We start from the raw sequence: 18,203 nt of genomic DNA, 5'->3' as shown, positions 1-18,203 counted from the left end.
ACGGCACGCCCCGGGGCTCGCCGCGCGAGCCCCGGGACGTCCCCCGACCAGCTAGAGGAGCGCCGAGACCGGGCGCACCTTCAGGCTGTCCAGCGCCATCGTGACGCGCGAGACCCATTCCTTGCGGCCGTGCTCGTCGGACGTGCGGACGCCCTTGACCACGAGCGTGTACGTGGTCTTGGTCTTCGTGTACTTGATCTTGCTCTTGACGGACTTGCTGAGCTTGGCCACCTTGACGGCCGTCTTCAGCTTGTTCGCCTGCGAGCGCTTGACCGTGATGCGAACGTCACGGTCGGCCTTGGAGGCCGGGCGCACGGCGGCGCGCGGCGTCTCGGTCAACTTGGCCTCCGCGACCGGGGCCGCGACGGCCTCGACCTTGGCGGCCGACGGGGCCGGCGCAGCCGACTCCGGCGACGGCGCCGGAGCGCCGATCGTCGCACCCTTCGGGTACAGCGCCGCGTTGAGCACGAGGCGCTCGTCCTGCTCCTTCCAGGAGCGGTAGAACGGGTTGAACCCGATCAGGACGCTGCGACCGGAGCCGAACGGCACGTCCACGACCGCCGGACGGGCGGTGAGGATCGTCGCGCCCGACTCGTAGCCGTACTTCTCGTCCGGCGTGGCGCCGTAGGTCACGACCGAGGCGCCGTCGAGCGTGGCGGTGTCGAACACCGGGTTGCCCGAGGAGTCACGGTAGATCCAGCCGCCGAGGTCGAAGCCCCAGGCGACCGGGTTGGTCGTGTCGTACGTGCCGTCGAACGTCGCGCCCGGCGTGATCAGCGGCTCGGGGAGGTTCGTCGTCGAGATCGTGTTCAGCTTCGTCACGTTGATCGAGCGGACCGACGTGGCGCCGCCGGCGTTGGAGCCGACGTAGTTGCCGCCGCCGTTGATGAACGCGCGCAGCGCCTCACCGGTGGCGTTGATCGTCGTGACGCCACCCGTCGTGGTCGTCGTCGGGATCGTCGACCCCGGGTTGATCAGGGCGGTGAAGCCCTGCGAGACGAGCTTGCCGTCGGTGATGTCGGTCGACGTGACCGGGATCAGCGTCGACAGCGGGATCTCGTTCTTGACGGCCAGCGAGTGCAGCGCCTCGCAGAAGCTGGCGCCACCGTTGGTGAGCGCGCAGTGCCCGCTCGTGCCGTTGACGTTCGCGCCCGAGACGAACAGCGGGTTCGACGGGATCGTCGCCGCGTTCGTGTACAGGCCGATCTTCGGCTTGACCAGTTGCTTGCGGGCCACCGGGAAGCTCGACAGCCCCGTCACCGGGGTGTTGCGCTTCTGCGCCAGCGTGGCCAGGTTGACCCCGCTGCCGGCCAGCGACGCGCCGTCGACGAGCGCCGCGCCCGAGTAGAACTGCTTGCCCGCCGCGGTGAACGGCGCGGCGCCGCGGTAGACGTTGACGCCCTTGTCGAGCAGGTCGATCGCCAGCCCCAGGCCACGCGCCGAGTCGGTGTTGAACGCGTACACCGCGTTCACGCCCGTCGGGACGGTGCCGAAGTTGGCGTCCGTGGGGAGCGCCGTCATCTTGACGCCCGGGGACAGCGGCTGCATCAGGAAGCCCGAGCCGGAGAGACCACGCTGGAGCGGGTAGCTCCAGGTCACCACGTCGTAGAAGTAGTCGTACGGGATGAACGGGTTCTCGCCGAGGACGGCCTGGATCCAGTGCTTCATGCCCTGGGCCATCGGGATGTAGAACGTCCCGGCGGGCAGCGTCTGGCCGTTGACCGACTGCGGCTCGCCGCCGGCCTTCGTGTTGCCGAACTCGTGGTAGCCGTTGACGGCCACCGGCGTGTCGAGCGTGAAGACCTTCACGCCCGTGCTCTGGAGGTGCTTGAGCAGCGCCGCCGTGTCGGCGGTGTGCTGGCCAGGCTTGAAGAAGTAGCCGCACACGGTGCCCTTGGGCTGCTGCTTGATCGTGTCGTGCAGCGGGCTGACGAGCTTGTTCGGCTGCAGAGCGCACTGCTCACCCTGCTGGACCGCCTCGCCCCACTGGCGGACCCAGTTGGAGAGGAGGTTGACCTTGTCGTCCGACGTGACGTTGATCGTCGTGTCGATCGCGAGGTAGTGGTCGTAGACCTGCTTGCCGTAGACCTCGCTGTTGCCCTTCTCGTACGTCATGCCCGCGGCGCCCATGATCAGCGAGGGCACCGTGTCGCCGTACTCCGGCGTGAACATGTCGTACGAGTTGTAGTTCTGGTACTGGGCGGACTGGTCGTTGAACGCCCGCTGCAGCGCCGGCCCGATCCCGTTCTGGATGAAGTTCAGCGAGAACGAGGAGATCTCGTGATGGACGGGGTCCTCGTTCGGCGGGAAGAAGTACCCGTTCGACTGCTGATGCGCGTCGATGAAGAACAGACCGGGGTACTTGTTGATCTCCGGGAGCATCAACTTGTTCTCGATCTGGTTCTGCGTGCCGAAGTCGCGGTTGTGGTCGAACCCGAACGCGGAGGTACGCGTGACCGCGTCACGACCGTCCGGGTTGCGGACCGGCTGGTAGAAGACGTCGAGGTTCTTCAGCCGCTTCGCGTTCTCGCAGTCCGTACGGGCCAGCAGCTCGTACATGGAGCGCGTGATCGACTCCGCGCCGGCGGCCTCGCCGCCGTGCGGGGTCGCCGTGACCCACGCGAACGCGGGCCGCTCGCCCGCAGCTTCGACGCCGACCTCGGTCGGGATGTCGCCCGCGCGGACCCCGCGCCAGAACGCGGCGTCGCCGTCCGGCGTGTCGAGGCGGGACAGGTTGTCCGCGGTACCGGCGACGTAGAACGAGAAGTCGCGGCCCAGGTAGGACTTGCCGAGGTACTTCTGGATCAGCTTGGGCTTGGAGCCCGTGTTGTTCTTGGTCGCCTCGACCATCGCGCCCCAGTACTGCTGGAGGACGCGGTTGAGGTTGCGGCCGCGCGGCGTCGGAGCGCCGGAGCCGTTGACGGGGGCGCCGCCACCGGCGCCCGTCGTGCCCTGGCCGAGCGGAAGGACCGCATCCGGGTCGTTCTTGCCCGCCCAGTACTGGTCCCAGGTCGGGATGGTGTTGTCGTACCCGAGGGTCTGCGTGCAGCCCACGGGGTCCACCTCCGCCTGTGCGGCGGCGGGGGCGGCGGCGATCGCGGCGAGCGTGATCGCGACGGCGGAGAGGCTCTTACGCAGGGACATCACGAGAACCTCCGGCTCTTGCCGACGGCGTTGAGCACGTTGTTGCCGGCGAACTTGACCTCGGCCGTGAACGACTGCTTCGCGGACTTGGACGTGATCGAGCGGGAGAACGTGCAGCCCTTCGACAGCTTGACCTCCTGGTTGATGACGCTGCGACCGGCGCGCTTGATCGTCAGCAGGACCTTGCCGGAGCAGGCCTGGGCCTTGGTGACGGCCGACGGGAAGCTGACCTTGCCGGTGAGCGTGCGCTTGAAGCCGCCCTTGACGGCCTTCTTGGAGACCGTGACCTTGAGCGACGCGACGAAGCGCGACACGACCACGTTGCGGGTGAGCTCGGTGGTGGCGCCGGCGTTGTCGGTGACGATCAGGCGCAGGGCCTGGCCGCCGACGTCCGAGCCCTTCGGCGCGAACGAGCACTCGAACGGCGCGGCGGTGACGACGCACAGGGTGCGGCTGCCGAGCACGACGGCGGCGGACTTGATGCCGGCCGCGGAGCTGGCGGTGAAGACGACCTTCGACTTGCCCGCGATCGAGCGCGGCCAGGAGACGAACGCGGCCGCGGGGCCGGAGCCCTGGGCGGCGTTGACCGTCTTGGTCGGGTCGTAGTCCTTCTCGACCGTGCCGCCGACCGTGACGGTCTGCGTGCTGCCGGGCGTGGCGGTGGCCGTCGCCGTCGGGGTGGCCGTGACCGTCGGCGTCGCCGTCGGGGTGGGCTCCGGCGTGGTCGAGCACGTCACCGTGACCGGCACCGTGGCCGACTTCGTCTGGCCGAGCGAGTCCATGGCGACCGCGCTGTAGGTGCGGACGCTGTTGCAGGCCGCGTCGGCCGGGATCGTGACGCTCTGCGTGTACGGCGGGAGCGTCGCGGTGCCGAGCGTCGTCAGGCCCTCGGCGAAGCGCACGCGCTTGACGCCGAAGTCGTCGGAAGCGGCGGCCGAGAGCGTGATGGTGGCGCCGCGGGCGGCGCTCGCCGGGCCGGCGAGGGAGACCGCCGGAGCGGCGTCGTCGACCGGGATCGGCGCGGTCAGGACCGGCAGCTGGCCGTTGGTCGGGTCAGACTGCGGGCCGCTCCGGTACGGGAAGAAGTCGACCGCGTTGGACGTCTGGTCCGTCGAGCCCGTGGCGTTGGCCGTGGGCACGCCGTTGACCGGGTTCTCCGGCGTCTGCGGGTTCGTGGTCGGCGAGATCGCGGGACCGGGGTTGGTCGTGGAGTTGAAGCGCAGGCCCCACCAGTTGCCCTCGGCGATCAGCAGGTTGCCGTAGCCGGGGCGCGGGTTGCCCGTGACGATCGGGATCGGATAGCCGACGTTGGCCGTCGTGCCGTCCGCCTGCACGTTGAGCGCGCCGTAGGCGTTGTCGACGATGTTGCTGCGGTCGATCCGCGAGTGCACGACGAGGCCGGTGGCGTCGGTGTACGACGTCATCTTCGCGCCCGCGTAGCGGACGCCGGCGCCGAGCGTCAGGTTCTCGTTGTTGGTCGCGGCGTTGCGCGTCGGAGCGCCCGTGCCGTTGACCAGGTTCTGCGAGATCAGCGAGCTGTCGACCGTGGCGTAGGAGCCGTTGGTGACGCGCAGGCCGTCCTGGCCGAACAGCGGGCCGGTGGTGAGCAGGCCGACGGAGGCGCAGTTGCCCGTGCCGGCGTAGTTGACGCACTGCGTGCGGCCGACGATCTGGCTGGCGGTGATGACGCCCCAGTTGACCGTGCCGGACGGGATGAACGGCGCCGCGTCGTTCTGCGAGCCGTCGATCAGGACGCCGATCTTGTTGTACTTGTCGACGCGCGTGCGGTCGATGGTCAGCTTGCGCGCGCCGTCCACGGGGGCGAGCAGCGCGTTGGAAGTCTGGACGATGCCGATGCCGGGCTGCGCGCCGCGGTAGCCACCGACACGGGTGTAGGCGTTGTCGCCCTCGGAGGTGACGACGTTCGTCACGCGCGAGCGGATGACCGAGCCCTTGGCGTCGAGGAACAGGATGCCCGCCTCGACCGCGACCTCGCGGCCCTGCGGGTCGTAGCCGTCGACCGTGACGCCGGAGATGTTGACCGTGAGCGGCTGCGTCGGGGTGCCGACGATGGCCACGATGTCACCCACGCCGTTGCGGATGTCCGGCGTGCCCTCCTCGATGATGCTGCCGCGAACCAGCGGGTTCGCCTTCGGCGTGATGGAGACCAGATCAGCGCCGGCGCCCTTGATGTCGACGCTCTTCGTGATCGTCACCGCGTTCGTGCCGGGGGCGCCGGTGCCCTCGGAGTAGTCGCCCGCGCAGACGGTGATCGTGTCACCCGTCTTGGCGGCGTCGACTGCGGCCTGAATCGACGTGAAGGTGGCTGCGGGGCAGTCCGCCTTGTCGTCGTCGACCGTCAGTGTGGCTGCGTAGGCGCTGGGCGCCACGCACAGCATCCCCGCGCACGCGAGCGCGGGGAGCAACCTATACCTCAAGAACCAACCCCCTCTTCAGAGCACGCGCTCCTCAGGCGCGTACTTTCAACGACTGATTCTCGCTTATCCGGGGTGAGCCGAGGGGATTTTCCCGTTGAGTCGGCTCAACACCTAGTACGCCGTTGTACGGGAGCGATGACGCGGGTGCGCCTTGTACTCCGGAGCGGCGCCCCGGTGCCAGAGCGCGTGGTCGACGGCGGTGGCGGTCGTGCCGCCGTGCGCGGCGACCAGCCGCTCGACCGCGTGCAGCGCGACCGCCCGGATCTCGACCTCCTCGGGCGAGTCGTGCTCGATCGGCGTGCCGGCGTCGATCCGTGCGACGAGCTCGGCGTCGAAGGCGAGGACCCCGTCGATCCGCAGCACGTGCGGGACCAGGTTGTCGGCGAACAGCGTCAGCCGGTCCAGCCCGGCCGGGTCGGTCAGACCCGCCAGGGCGAGGTCGGCGGCCGCGATCTGCGCGCGCTTGAAGAACGGGATCGCCTCGCCGTCGTAGGGCGAGATGTCGTACCAGGTCGGCCAGCTCGCGAGCTCGTCGGCGATCGCGGTGGTGTCGCCGCCGCGCGCGAAGCCGAGGAACGAGTCGCCGACCCGCTCGCCGAGCTCGCGCAGCGCCCGCGCGAACAGCGCCATCAGCTCGTGGTCGGGGGCCTGGCCCAGCGTGGCGGCGATCTCGGCCGGCGTGACCCGGCGCAGCTCCTCGATCGCGTACGGCCCGTGCCTTCGCAGGCCGGCCTCGACCGTGCGGAACCCCGACAGCCCGTCCGGCTTGTTGAGCGTCGGGAACCAGCCGCTGCCGAAGTTGATCGCGTTGAGCTGGAGGCTGAACGCGGCGCGCGCCTCGTCGTCGGCGTCGGCGAGCTCGGGCGCGGGTGGCGACTGCGCGGGCAGGTCCCGCGCGTACGCCTCGATCGCGTCTTCCTCGATGCGGACCCGGGTCGCCTTGCGGGCGACGCGCGCCGCCTTCTCGCGGATCTCGTCGGTGAGGGAGCTCAAGCCGCCGAGCCTATCCGGGCGGAGCGCTAGCGTCCTAGGGGCCATAATCATGCCCGCCGACGCCGCCATCGACGATCTCCTAGAAGGCCTCAACCCGCCGCAGCGCGACGCCGTCACGCACGGCGAGGGGCCGATGCTCATCCTCGCCGGAGCCGGCTCCGGCAAGACGCGCGTGATCACGCACCGGATCGCCTATCTGCTGCGCACGCAGCAGGCGCGCCCGTCCGAGATCCTCGCGATCACGTTCACCAACAAGGCCGCCGCGGAGATGCGCGAGCGCGTCGAGCTGCTCGTCGGCCGCGCCACGCGGGCGATGTGGGTGATGACCTTCCACGCGGCGTGCGCCCGGATGCTCCGCGCCCACGCCGAGAAGCTCGGCTTCACGCGCCAGTTCACGATCTACGACTCCGCCGACCAGCGCCGGCTGATGAAGCAGTGCCTGGACAACCGCGGGATAGACACCAAGCGCTACACGCCGCGCGCGATGCAGTCGCAGATCAGCACCTCCAAGAACAAGCTGATCTCGCCCGAGCAGTACGCGGAGACGGTCGGCTCGCCGTTCGAGGAGATCGTCGCCGAGATCTACAAGGACTACAACCGCGAGCTGCTGCGGATGAACGCGATGGACTTCGACGACATGCTCGTCAACTCGGTCCAGCTCCTGGAGAAGCACCAGGACGTGCGCGACAACTACTCCAACCAGTTCCGCTGGGTGATGGTCGACGAGTACCAGGACACCAACCACGTCCAGTACCGCTGGCTGCAGCTGCTCACCTCCGAGCACCGCAACCTGGCCGTGGTGGGTGACGACGCGCAGTCGATCTACTCGTTCCGCGCAGCGGACATCCGGAACATCCTCGAGTTCGAGGAGGACTATCCGGACGCGCACGTGGTCAAGCTCGAGCAGAACTACCGGTCGACGCAGACGATCCTGGACGCGGCGAACGCGCTGATCGCCAACAACCGCGGGCAGATGCCCAAGCATCTGTGGACGGACGTGGGGGAGGGCGACCCGGTCCGCGTGCGGGAGATGGCCGACGAGCACGCGGAGGCGCGCTGGGTGACGGCCGAGATCCAGCGGCTCGTGGACGAGGGCGTCTCCAAGTCGGAGATCGCCGTCTTCTACCGGACGAACGCGCAGGCGCGCGTGCTGGACGAGATGCTCACCCGTGCGGGCGTCGGCTTCCAGGTGATCGGCGGCCCGAAGTTCTACGAGCGCGCCGAGGTCAAGGACGCGATCGCCTATCTGACGTTCCTGGTCAACCCGCAGGACGCGACGGCGTTCACGCGGATCGCGAACTCGCCGCGGCGCGGCATCGGGCAAACGTCGCTCTCGCGCGTGCTCGGCTACGCCAACGACACCGGGCTCACCGTGTGGGACGCCGCCGAGGGCGAGGTGCCCGGCCTGACCAAGGCGGCCAAGAACGCGATCGGGCGCTTCATGGACACGATGACCGCGCTCAAGGAGCGGGCGGACGAGAACGGACCCGTCGCGCAGCTGCTCGACGCCGTCCTGCACCAGTCCGGCTACTTGGACGCGCTCCACGCCGAGCGGACGATCGAGGCCCAGGGCCGGATCGAGAACCTCCAGGAGCTCGTGTCCGCCGCCTCCCAGTACGACATGAACGCCGAGAACGGCGGCTCGCTGGACGAGTTCCTCCAGCAGACCTCGCTGTTCGCCGACGCGGACAACCTGCGCGAGGACGACGGCCTCGTGACGCTGATGACGATGCACAACGCGAAGGGGCTCGAGTTCCCGATCGTGTTCATGATCGGCATGGAAGAGGGCCAGTTCCCGCACAGCCGCTCGATCGAAGAGGGCAACATCGAGGAGGAGCGCCGGCTCGCCTACGTCGGCCTCACGCGGGCGATGCGCCAGCTCACGCTCAGCCACGCGCGGCGGCGGATGGGCTACGGCGGCGGGGCGAGCCCGGCGGTCAAGTCGCGCTTCCTGGACGAGCTCCCGCGCGAGCTGACCGACCAGCCGGCGCGGATCTCGCGCGGCTTCCCGGCACCGGGCCGGGTGGCCTCGTGGTCGCAGGCCGCGGCGGCGTCGGCCGAGTACGCGGGCGGGGACACCAACGACGCGGCGCTGTTCAACGTCGGCGACGACGTGGTCCACGCGCAGCTGGGCGAGGGCGTCGTGACCGGGCTGCAGCCGGGCGGGATCGTGGTCGTGCGGTTCGCGGGCGAGGGGCGTGACCGCTCGCTCATGGCCGACGTGGCGCCGATCCGTAAGCGGTAGGTCGCGGTTCGAACCCTGCCGGTGTGGGGTTAGCCGCCTCGTGGGGCGGCAGGCCCACTCCTAGAGTCGACGGAGTCCATGCGTGCCCTGCTCCTCCTCGCTTCGATCGTCGTCCTCGTGGACACGTCGTTCTACGCGGCCATCACCCCGCTGCTCCCCGACCTGACGGAGGAGTACGGGCTGTCGAAGACCGGCGCGGGCGTGCTGGCCGCCGCGTACCCGATCGGCACGTTCGTCGGTGGCCTGCCGGGCGGCTACATGGCCGCGCGGGTGGGCGTGAAGCCGACCGTCCTGGTCGGCCTCGCGCTGATGACCGGCGCGAGCGTCGTCTTCGCCTTCGCGGACTCGATCGTGCTGCTCGACGCCGCCCGCTTCGTGCAGGGCGTCGGCGGCGCGGCCTCGTGGGCCGGTGCGATGGGCTGGATCGCCGGCGCGGCGCCGAAGGAGCAGCGCGGCCAGATGATCGGCACCGCGATGGGCGCGGGTATCGCGGGTGCGCTGTTCGGCCCCGTGCTCGGCGTCGCGGCGGACCTGACGTCGTACGCGCTCGTGTTCTGCGGTGTCGGCGTCGTCGGCGTCGGGCTGATGGTGTGGACGGCCAGGACGCCCGGTGCGCAGCCGGTCGGCGACGGCTCCTTCCGCGCCCTGTTCGGCGCGCTCAGCAACGGCGAGGTCCGCGTCGGGCTGCTGCTCGTGACGATCCCGGGGCTGCTGTTCGGCACGCTGTCCGTGCTCGGCCCGCTGCGGATGGACGAGCTCGGCGCGGCGTCGGCCGCGATCGGCGCGACATGGCTGTTGGCCGCGGGCTTCGAGGCCATCGTCAGCCCGCTGGCGGGCCGCTTCAGCGACCGCCGCGGCCGGATGGCACCGCTGCTCGCCGGCCTCGTCGGCGGCACCGTGACGTTCGCCGTGCTGCCGTGGCCGGACACGGCGCTGCTGCTGGCGATCGTGATCATCGTCGGCTCGCCCGTGATCGGCCTGCTGTGGACACCCGCGATGGCGATGCTCTCGGACGGCGCCGACCACGTCGGCCTCGAGCAGGGCCTCGCGTTCGGCCTCATGAACCTCACCTGGGCCACCGGCCAGAGCCTGGGGGACATCGGCGGCTCGCACCTCGGGGAGGCGGCGGGCGACGAGGTCGCCTACCTCGTCCTGTCCGCCATCTGCCTGCTGGCGTTCGTGATCCTGCGCACGTCGAGCCTGCGCAAGCCGGCCACCGCTTGAGAGACGCGGTGAGCGGGAAGCCTCCGCTCATGGCCAATCGAACCGAACGCAAGCTGACCGGCAGCGGAAGCCGGTTCGTCATGATCGGCGTGCCGCTGGTGGTGATCGGCGTCGTCATGGCGCTCCTGCTGGACCACAACGCCGTCGGCATCGGCGTGGCGATCGCCGTCCTGGGCGCGATCCCCACCGTCGTCGGCCTCGCGCTGATGATCTTCGCGGGCGTCAACCAGCACGCCCGCAAAGACCGGCCGTTCGCCTGAGTCACCTGCCGACGGCGTAGCCCTGCATCCCGCGCGGGTTCGCGGCCGCGCGGAGCAGCCCGTCGGGCGCGCGTGAGACGGCGGAGAGCCGTCCCTGCGACCAGTCGGGTGTGACGTCGACGGCGTGGCCGCGCTCGCGCAGCGCGGCGATCGTGTCCGCCGGCAGGCGGCCCTCGGCCGTGACCGCGCGCAGGGCGACCTCGCGCGGGTGGAACGAGCTCGGGAAGTGGTCGGTGTGGAACATCGGCGCGTCGATCGCCTCCTGCAGGTTCAGGCCGAACGCCGCATGGGCGAGGAAGAACTGCAGCGACCACTGGTCCTGCTGGTCGCCGCCGGGGGTGCCGAACGCGAGCACGGTGCCGTCGTCGTGGACGGCCATGCTCGGCGACAGCGTGGTGCGCGGGCGGACGCCCGGCTTGAGCGACGAAGGCAGGCCCTCCTCCAGCCAGAACATCTGCGCCCGCGTCCCGAGGGCGAAGCCGAGCCCGTCGATCGCGGGGGAGGACTGCAGCCAGCCGCCGCTGGGCGTCGCGCTGACGAGGTTGCCGAAGCGGTCGGCGACGTCGAGGTGGCAGGTGTCGCCGCGCGTGGGCTCGGCGTCGCCGACCGCGCCGGCGCGCACGGTCGGGTAGCGCGGCGACGGGCCGCCGGGTCGCAGCTCGCCCGAGGCGGTGTCGTCGATCAGCGCACGGCGCTCGGCCGCGTACTCGGCGGACAGCAGCAGGTCGAGCGGCACGGGCGCGGAGTCGCCGTACCAGGCGTCGCGGTCCGCGAAGGCGAGCTTCGCGCCCTCGATCACGGTGTGCACGTGGTCGATGCCGAGGAACGGGCCGAGGTCGTCGGGCAGCAGCGCGAGCTGCTGCAGGAGCACCGGTCCTTGGCCCCACGGGCCGGTCTTGAACACGGTCCAGTCGCGGAAGCGCAGCGACACCGGCTCCTCGACGACCGCCCGGTACGCCGCCAGGTCCTCGGGCGCGAGGAAGCCGGCGACGAGCTGCTCCGCCACCCAGCCGCGATACCAGCGGTCACGCGCGGCGTCGATCCGCGCCTCGCGCGTCGGGCCGTGGACGGTCGCGACCCGCTCGTACAGGTCCGCGAGCATCGGGTTGCGCAGACGTCCGTCACGCGCCCGCCAGATCGCGGCCGACACGTCCCACGCCGGGTCCAGCCGCGCGATCGCGCTGATGATCCCGGGCGTGGCCGGGAAGCCGTCCCGCGCGTAGCCGATCGCGAACGCGAGCACGTCGGCGAGCTCCCACGTGCCGAAGTCCCGCAGCAGCGTGCACCAGGCGTCGAACGCGCCCGGCACGCACGCGGCGTACGGCCCGATGCCGGGGACGAGGTCGTACCCGCGCTCGCGGTAGGCGTCGATGGTCGCCGCGGCGGGCGACGGTCCCTGCCCGCAGATCACGCGCACGCGCGACCCGTCCCACAGCAGCAACGGCAGGTCGCCGCCCGGCCCGTTCATGTGCGGCTCGACGACCTGCAGCGCGAACCCGGCGGCGCACGCGGCGTCGAACGCGTTGCCGCCGCGCTCGAGCACGGCCATCCCCGCCGCCGACGCGAGCCAGTGGGTGCTGGCGACCATCCCGAAGGTGCCGTTCAGCTCGGGGCGCGTGGTGAATCGCATCGACCCGAAACGCTAGCCTCACGCGCCGGATGACGCTCATCGACGGCAAGGCCATCGCCCAGGAAGTGCGCAACGAGATCCGCGACGAGGTCGCGGAATGGGTCGCCGCGGGGAACGAAGCCCCCGGTCTGGCGACGGTCCTCGTCGGTGACGATCCCGCGTCCGCGGTGTACGTCGGCGGCAAGCAGAAGGCGTGCGCCGAGGTCGGCATGCGCGGCTTCGACCATCGCCTCGCGGCTGACACGAGCGAGGCGGAGGTGCGCGCGCTGCTGCACCAGCTCAACGCCGATCCCGCCGTCAGCGGCATCCTGCTCCAGCTTCCGCCACCGCCGCACATCGACGGCCCGAAGCTGACCGAGGAGATCGCGCCCGGCAAGGACGTCGACGGCCTCACGCCGATCTCGACCGGCCTGCTGCACAAGAACCTCCCGGGTCTGCGCCCGTGCACGCCGCTGGGCTGCATGGAGCTGCTCAAGCGCCACGATGTGGACCTCAGCGGGGCGGAGGCCGTCGTCGTCGGGCGCAGCGACCTCGTCGGCAAGCCGATCTCCGCGCTGCTCCTGCAGGCCAACGCGACCGTCACCACCGCGCACTCGCGCACGAAGGACCTCGCCGAGGTCTGCCGTCGCGCCGACGTGCTCGTCGCCGCGGTCGGCGTCGCGCATCTGATCAAGGGCGACTGGGTCAAAGAGGGCGCGGTCGTCATCGACGTCGGCATGAACCGCCTGGACGGCAAGCTCACCGGCGACGTAGAGTTCGAGGCCGCCGCCGAACGGGCGCGCCTGATCACGCCCGTGCCGGGCGGCGTGGGTCCGATGACGATCGCGATGCTGCTCCGCAACACGCTCCAGGCCGCGAAGGCGGCTGCGGCCGTCTGATGAGGAAGGGCGAGCCGATCGCCGGCCTTGGCGGCCTCGCCCTGCTCGTCGCGGCGCTCCTGCACTGGGGCGAGGACATGGGCGCGCTGCAAGCCGTCGTCCTGATCGTCTTCGCCCTGCTGTTCCTCGCCGTGCCGGTCGTCAGCGTCGCCACCTCCGGGCCGGCGAAGGCGGTGCGCACCGCCGTGCTGGCCAGCGCGTTCGGCTGGCTGCCGCTGCTGATCGCCGCGCTCGACTGGCTGTTCGGCGACGGCGGCTGGGTCGCCCCGCTGGCCGCGCTCGTCGGCTGGGTCGGCTCGTGGCTGTCCCTGCGCGACGAGTCCACCCCGGGCGCGACCGCCCCCGAAGTGCCCCGGCGCCCGGCGCCCCATGCCGGCTAGGGCGTTCACGGCGCTGAGCGGGCTCGTGCTGCTCGCGTCGCTGTTCCTGCCCTGGTACGACGCGACCGCGTTCATCATCACGCGGGGCGCCTTCACCGAGACGCGTGACGCCACGATCTCGGCCTGGGACGCGTTCGCGGTCGTCGACGTGCTCCTCGCGGCGCTCGCGTTCGCGATCGTCGGCCTCGCCCTCCGCCGCTTCCCGGGCCCGGCCACCGCGTTCGCGGGGCTCGCGACCGCCCTCGTGGCGGTCAAGCTGGTTTGGCGTCCCGGCGACCTCGGTACGAGCTACGGCGTGTGGATCGCACTCGCCGCCGCCCTTGCCGCCCTGGTCGCCGCACGCGGAATCAGTGGGCGCGCCTAGCGCACGGCTCGCCCGGGCCGGAGGGCTCGTCCTGCTCGGCTCGCTGTTCCTGCCCTGGTTCCGGATCCACCAGCAGTTCGGCGTCCTGCGGATCGAGGGCGAGCCGAGTCCGCCACCGCCGACTCCGCGCTCGTGGTTGGAGAGCGCGTGGGGGAGCCTCGCGCTGCTCGACGTGGTGCTCGCCGCGCTCGCCGTGGTGATCGTCTTGGTCCCGCGCCTGCGCGTGTACGCGGCCTGGGCGGCGGTCGCCGTCATCGCCACCCGGCTTGTCGAGCTGCCCGAGTACGGCTCGGCGGAGCGCTCGTGGGGCGGCTTCGTCGGCCTTGCGGGCGCGTTGATGGCCGCCTGGCCGGAGCGGAGGCCGCGCCCGGCCGAGGCGCTCGTGGGCGGGGCGGGCTTCGTGCTGCTGCTGTCGCTGGCCCTGCCCTGGTACGGCGCGACGCTGGCCACGCTGTACCCGGGCACGCCGGTGCCGGACGCAGGCACGCGCCTCGAGTGGACCGCGTGGCAGCGGCTGGCCGTCGTCGACGTCCTGGTCGCCGCGATCGCCGTCCTGGCCGCGCTCGTCGCGCTGCACGGAGCGGCGCCCGCCGCGCGGCTCAAAGCCGTCGGCTGGCTCGCGGTCGTGCTCGTGGCCGTGCGCATCGTCATCGCACCCGCGCCATACACCACGGACTACGGGGCGTACGTCGCGCTCGTCGCGGCGACCGTCGCCTGGGGCGCCGCCTGGCTGGCGAGCGGGGAGGCACCGCGTGCCGTGGCTTAACCGGCTCGGCGGGCTGGTCCTGCTCGGCGCGCTGTTGCTGCCCTGGTATGGCGAACGCATGACGTCGGTCGACGACGGCGACCACGGGGTCCACATCCTGGTCACCGAGCTCGGGTCGGCGTGGCAGGCGTTCTCGCTGTTCGACGTGCTGCTGGCCGCCCTCGCGCTGGCGGTCGTCGTCGCGCCGCGCGGACGGACCGTGTTCGGGCTCGTCGCCCTCGTGCTCGTCGCCCACGTCCTGCTCGACCGGCCGGAGCAGGGCTACGCGCCCCTGCTGTATGGCGCGTGGGTCGGGCTCGCCGGCGCCGCGCTCGCGGCCGTCCCGCAGCGGTGGGACGCCCGGGCACTCGCGACCGGCCTCGGCGGCCTCGCGCTGCTCGTCTCGCTCTCGGCGCGCTGGTACTGGGCGCCGTGGCCCGACCTCGGGCTCAGGTTCCCAGCCAGCGACTGGGACGAGCTCCTGGTCGTCCCACACAGCGCGTGGGACCAGCTGCTCGTCGTCGACCTCGCCCTCGCCGCGCTGGCGCTGCTCGTGCTCGCCGCCGCGCGCTCGGCGAAGGCGCAAACGGCCGCCAGAGCGGTCGGCTGGGTCGCGATCGTGCTCGTCGCCGCGCGGATCGTGTTCGAACCCGAGGAGACGAACGTGGCCTACGGCGCGTACGTCGCGCTGGTGGCGGCGACGCTGGCGTACGCGGGCACGTGGGTGCCTCGCGCTGCACCCGCCTAACATCTTCGCCAATGCTCAGCAGCGACCAGGTTCTCCATGTCGCCCGCCTTGCCCGCCTCGAGCTCACCCCCGAGGAGGTCGAGCGCTTCGGCGGCGAACTCTCCAAAGTCCTTGATCACATCGAGCTGATCGGTCAGCTCGACCTCGAAGACGTCCAGCCCACCTCGCACGTGATCGACGTCGAGAACGCGCTGCGCGCGGACGTGCCACGTCCGTCGATGCCGGTCGAGAAGGCGCTCGCGAGCGCCCCGGACGCCGCCGACGGCGGCTTCCGCGTCCCGAGCCCGGGCGCGTCATGATCGAGCTGACCGCCAAGCAGGCCGCGGACGCGATCCGCAGCGGTGACCTGGACGCGCAGGAGTACTTCGACTTCTACCGCAAGCGCGCGGCCGCCGACCCGTACAACTCGTACGTCTGGGTCGCCGACGAGACGCCGGCGATCGACACGAGCAAGCCGTTCGCCGGCGTGCCGATCGCGATCAAGGACCTGTTCTGCACCGAGGGCATCCCGAGCCAGGCCGGCTCGAAGATCCTCGAGGACTACCGCCCGCCGTACAGCGCGACGTCGGTCAAGAAGCTCACGGACGACGCCGGCGGCACGCTCCTGGGCAAGACGAACCAGGACGAGTTCGCGATGGGCTCGTCGACCGAGAACTCGGCCTACGGCCCGACGCTCAACCCGTGGGACACCACGCGCGTCCCGGGCGGGTCGTCCGGCGGCAGCGCCGCGGTCGTCGCGGGCGCCACGGCCCCGTGGTCGATCGGCACGGACACCGGCGGCTCGATCCGCCAGCCGGCCGCGCTCACGGGCATCGTCGGCCTCAAGCCGACGTACGGCGCGATCTCCCGCTACGGGATGATCGCCTTCGCCTCGAGCCTGGACCAGGCGGGCACGTTCACGCGCGACGTCACGGACACGGCCATGCTGCTGTCGGCGATGGTCGGCCAGGACCCGTGCGACCAGACGAGCCTCGGCCTGCCCGAGCCGGTGCGCATCCCGACCGCGGACAGCCTCAAGGGCATCCGCCTCGGCGTGCCGGAGGAGCTGTCCGGCGAGGGCATCGAGGAGGGCGTGCTGAAGGCCTTCAACGAGACGCTGGAGCTGGCCAAGAGCCTCGGCGCGACCGTCGAGACCACGCACCTGCCGCACGCGCCGCACGGCCTCGCCGCGTACTACCTGATCGCGCCCGCGGAGTGCTCGTCCAACCTCGCGCGCTACGACGGCGTGCGCTTCGGCTTCCGCAAGCAGGCCGACTCGCTGCTCGAGATGTACAACCAGACGCGCGAGGCGGGCTTCGGCGCGGAGGTCAAGCGCCGGATCATGCTGGGCACCTACGCGCTGAGCTCGGGCTACTACGACGCCTACTACGGGCGCGCGCAGAAGGTCCGCACGCTGATCGCCCAGGACTTCAAGAACGCGTTCGACCAGTTCGACTTCATCGTCACGCCGACCGCGCCGGGCGTCGCGTTCGAGCTCAACTCGAAGACGTCGGACCCGCTGGCGATGTACCTCAACGACTTCTGCACGGTCCCGATGTCGCTGGCCGGCATCCCCGCGATCTCGATCCCGAACGGCCTCTCCGAGGGGCTCCCGGTCGGCTTCCAGATCGCCGGTCCGGCGTTCAGCGAGAACCGCATCCTCGACGCGGCGCTGGCGCTGGAGAAGGCCATCGGCTTCGACGGAAGCAAGGCGTACGCATGAGCACCGAATACGAACCCGTCATCGGGCTGGAGATCCACGTTCAGCTCAAGACCCGCACGAAGATGTTCTGCGGGTGCGAGCTGAGCTTCGGCGAGGAGCCCAACACGCGCACCTGCCCGGTCTGCCTCGGCCTGCCGGGGACGCTGCCGGTGACGAACGCCCAGGCCGTCCAGTACGGGATCATGATGGGCCTCGCGCTCGGCTGCGAGATCGCCCCGCGGTCGATCTTCCACCGCAAGAACTACTTCTATCCGGACCTCTCCAAGGGCTACCAGATCTCCCAGTACGACATCCCGCTGTGCCTGGGCGGCCAGCTGGGTGACGTCAAGATCCACCGCATCCACCTCGAGGAGGACGCGGCGAAGCTCGTCCACGCCGGCTCCTCAGGCCGGATCCACGGCTCCGAGTCCTCGGTCGTCGACTACAACCGCGGCGGCACCCCGCTCGCGGAGATCGTCACCGAGCCGGACATCCACTCGGCCGAGCAGGCCCGCGACTGGCTGCAGCTGCTGCGCGAGACGCTGCGCCAGCTCGGCGTGAGCGACGTGAACATGGAGGAGGGCTCGCTGCGCTGCGACGCCAACGTCTCCATCCGCCCGAAGGGCTCGAAGGGCCTGGGCACCAAGACCGAGCTCAAGAACATGAACTCGTTCCGGTTCGTCGCCCAGGGCATCAACGCCGAGATCGCCCGCCAGACGGCCCTGCTGGAGTCCGGCGAGCAGGTGACGCAGGAGACCCTGCACTACGACCCGGTCAGCGGCCGCATCAGCTCGCTGCGCTCCAAGGAAGAGGCGCACGACTACCGCTACTTCCCGGAGCCCGACCTCGTCCCGCTCGTCCCGACGCCGGAGATGATCGCTGCCGCCGAGGCCGCGATCCCCGAGCTCCCGGCCGACCGCGAGGCGCGCTACGAGTCCGACTTCGGCCTGCCCAGGGACACCGCGCACCTGTTCGCCTACGAGCCCACCTGGGGCACGTACTTCGAGCGCGTCGCCGTCGAGGGCGACCGTGACGCGAAGGCGGCCGGCATCTGGGTCACCGAGCTGCGCACGCGCCTCGGCGCGGACGCCGACCCGCACCAGTCCCCGGTCGTCCCGGCCCAGCTGGCGGCGCTCGCGGGCCTCGTGGGCGCGAAGAAGGTCACGGCCGGCTCCGCCCGTACCGTGCTCGACAAGATGGTCGAGACCGGCGACCACCCGTCCGACATCGCCGAGGCCGAGGGCCTCACGGTGATGGAGGACAGCGGCGAGCTGTCGCAGATCGTCGCCAAGGTCATCTCCGAGAACCAGGACGTGGTCGAGCGCATCCGCGGCGGCAACGCCAAGGCGATGGGCGCGCTGGTCGGCCCGATCATGCGCGAGACCAAGGGCCGCGCCGACGGAGGCGAAGTGAACCGCCTCCTCCGCGAGCAGCTGGGCGTCTAACCACCTTGCGACCGCGCGGCCCGTCGTG

At 71.1% G+C, this 18,203-nt stretch carries 15 protein-coding genes; 11 read left to right on the top strand and 4 right to left on the bottom strand.

Annotation, left to right across the window (positions count from 1 at the left end; translation table 11 throughout):
* Positions 1-51: 51 nt before the first annotated feature.
* The 3 genes from C8N24_RS28645 to C8N24_RS28635 form a co-directional block, all read right to left on the bottom strand.
* On the bottom strand, positions 52-3,144 hold the full coding sequence (locus tag C8N24_RS28645; RefSeq protein WP_121256618.1) for a M14 family zinc carboxypeptidase: 3,093 nt from the start codon (positions 3,142-3,144) through the stop codon (positions 52-54).
* Positions 3,144-5,582 (bottom strand): Ig-like domain-containing protein, encoded by a 2,439-nt coding sequence (locus C8N24_RS28640; protein WP_147448030.1) that lies wholly within the window; start codon positions 5,580-5,582, stop codon positions 3,144-3,146. The genes C8N24_RS28645 and C8N24_RS28640 overlap by 1 nt, the downstream gene beginning before the upstream one ends.
* A 111-nt stretch (positions 5,583-5,693) precedes the next feature.
* Positions 5,694-6,575 carry a queuosine salvage family protein gene (locus C8N24_RS28635; RefSeq protein ID WP_170179489.1) on the bottom strand — a complete coding sequence of 294 codons (882 nt, stop codon included), beginning with the start codon at positions 6,573-6,575 and terminating at the stop codon, positions 5,694-5,696.
* Positions 6,576-6,624: 49 nt separating this feature from the next.
* Between C8N24_RS28635 and C8N24_RS28630 the strand changes: the two genes are divergently transcribed.
* The 3 genes from C8N24_RS28630 (at position 6,625) to C8N24_RS28620 (ending at position 10,304) form a co-directional block, all read left to right on the top strand.
* Positions 6,625-8,820, top strand: coding sequence for an ATP-dependent helicase (locus tag C8N24_RS28630; protein ID WP_121256613.1), 2,196 nt, complete (start codon positions 6,625-6,627; stop codon positions 8,818-8,820).
* A 78-nt stretch (positions 8,821-8,898) separates the two neighbouring features.
* On the top strand, positions 8,899-10,044 hold the full coding sequence (locus tag C8N24_RS28625; RefSeq protein ID WP_121256610.1) for an MFS transporter: 1,146 nt from the start codon (positions 8,899-8,901) through the stop codon (positions 10,042-10,044).
* 29 nt (positions 10,045-10,073) lie between these two features.
* A complete protein-coding gene (locus tag C8N24_RS28620; RefSeq protein WP_121256606.1) occupies positions 10,074-10,304 on the top strand; it encodes a hypothetical protein in 231 nt (76 codons plus the stop codon).
* Position 10,305: 1 nt separating this feature from the next.
* On the opposite strand, the gene C8N24_RS28615 is transcribed toward C8N24_RS28620, so the two are convergent.
* Positions 10,306-11,934, bottom strand: a complete 1,629-nt coding sequence (locus C8N24_RS28615; protein ID WP_121256604.1) for a gamma-glutamyltransferase family protein — start codon at positions 11,932-11,934, stop codon at positions 10,306-10,308.
* A gap of 29 nt (positions 11,935-11,963) precedes the next feature.
* Here C8N24_RS28615 and folD point away from each other — a divergent pair, with 29 nt between their 5' ends.
* The 8 genes from folD to gatB are packed head-to-tail and all read left to right on the top strand — an operon-like array spanning position 11,964 to position 18,175.
* The gene (gene folD, locus C8N24_RS28610) at positions 11,964-12,812 is read left to right on the top strand and encodes a bifunctional methylenetetrahydrofolate dehydrogenase/methenyltetrahydrofolate cyclohydrolase FolD (protein ID WP_121256601.1); all 849 of its coding nucleotides are present in this window, start codon (positions 11,964-11,966) and stop codon (positions 12,810-12,812) included.
* On the top strand, positions 12,812-13,192 hold the full coding sequence (locus tag C8N24_RS28605) for a hypothetical protein (protein ID WP_121256597.1): 381 nt from the start codon (positions 12,812-12,814) through the stop codon (positions 13,190-13,192). The genes folD and C8N24_RS28605 overlap by 1 nt, the downstream gene beginning before the upstream one ends.
* The gene (locus C8N24_RS28600) at positions 13,182-13,556 is read left to right on the top strand and encodes a hypothetical protein (protein ID WP_121256594.1); all 375 of its coding nucleotides are present in this window, start codon (positions 13,182-13,184) and stop codon (positions 13,554-13,556) included. Before C8N24_RS28605 ends, C8N24_RS28600 begins: the two co-directional genes overlap by 11 nt.
* Complete coding sequence (locus tag C8N24_RS28595) at positions 13,543-14,322, top strand: hypothetical protein (protein ID WP_121256592.1); 780 nt, start codon at positions 13,543-13,545, stop codon at positions 14,320-14,322. Before C8N24_RS28600 ends, C8N24_RS28595 begins: the two co-directional genes overlap by 14 nt.
* On the top strand, positions 14,309-15,049 hold the full coding sequence (locus C8N24_RS28590) for a hypothetical protein (protein ID WP_121256590.1): 741 nt from the start codon (positions 14,309-14,311) through the stop codon (positions 15,047-15,049). The genes C8N24_RS28595 and C8N24_RS28590 overlap by 14 nt, the downstream gene beginning before the upstream one ends.
* Positions 15,050-15,060: 11 nt before the next feature.
* Entirely contained in the window at positions 15,061-15,348 is a 288-nt protein-coding gene (gatC, locus tag C8N24_RS28585; RefSeq protein ID WP_121256587.1) for an Asp-tRNA(Asn)/Glu-tRNA(Gln) amidotransferase subunit GatC, read from the top strand.
* Complete coding sequence (gatA, locus tag C8N24_RS28580; protein WP_121256585.1) at positions 15,345-16,751, top strand: Asp-tRNA(Asn)/Glu-tRNA(Gln) amidotransferase subunit GatA; 1,407 nt, start codon at positions 15,345-15,347, stop codon at positions 16,749-16,751. The genes gatC and gatA overlap by 4 nt, the downstream gene beginning before the upstream one ends.
* Positions 16,748-18,175, top strand: coding sequence for an Asp-tRNA(Asn)/Glu-tRNA(Gln) amidotransferase subunit GatB (gene gatB, locus C8N24_RS28575; RefSeq protein ID WP_121256583.1), 1,428 nt, complete (start codon positions 16,748-16,750; stop codon positions 18,173-18,175). The genes gatA and gatB overlap by 4 nt, the downstream gene beginning before the upstream one ends.
* Positions 18,176-18,203: the final 28 nt, after the last annotated feature.

Origin of the sequence: Solirubrobacter pauli, from assembly GCF_003633755.1 — a bacterium.
GTDB classification, from domain to species: Bacteria; Actinomycetota; Thermoleophilia; order Solirubrobacterales; family Solirubrobacteraceae; genus Solirubrobacter; species Solirubrobacter pauli.
This window is presented reverse-complemented; position numbering and strand designations above follow the sequence as displayed.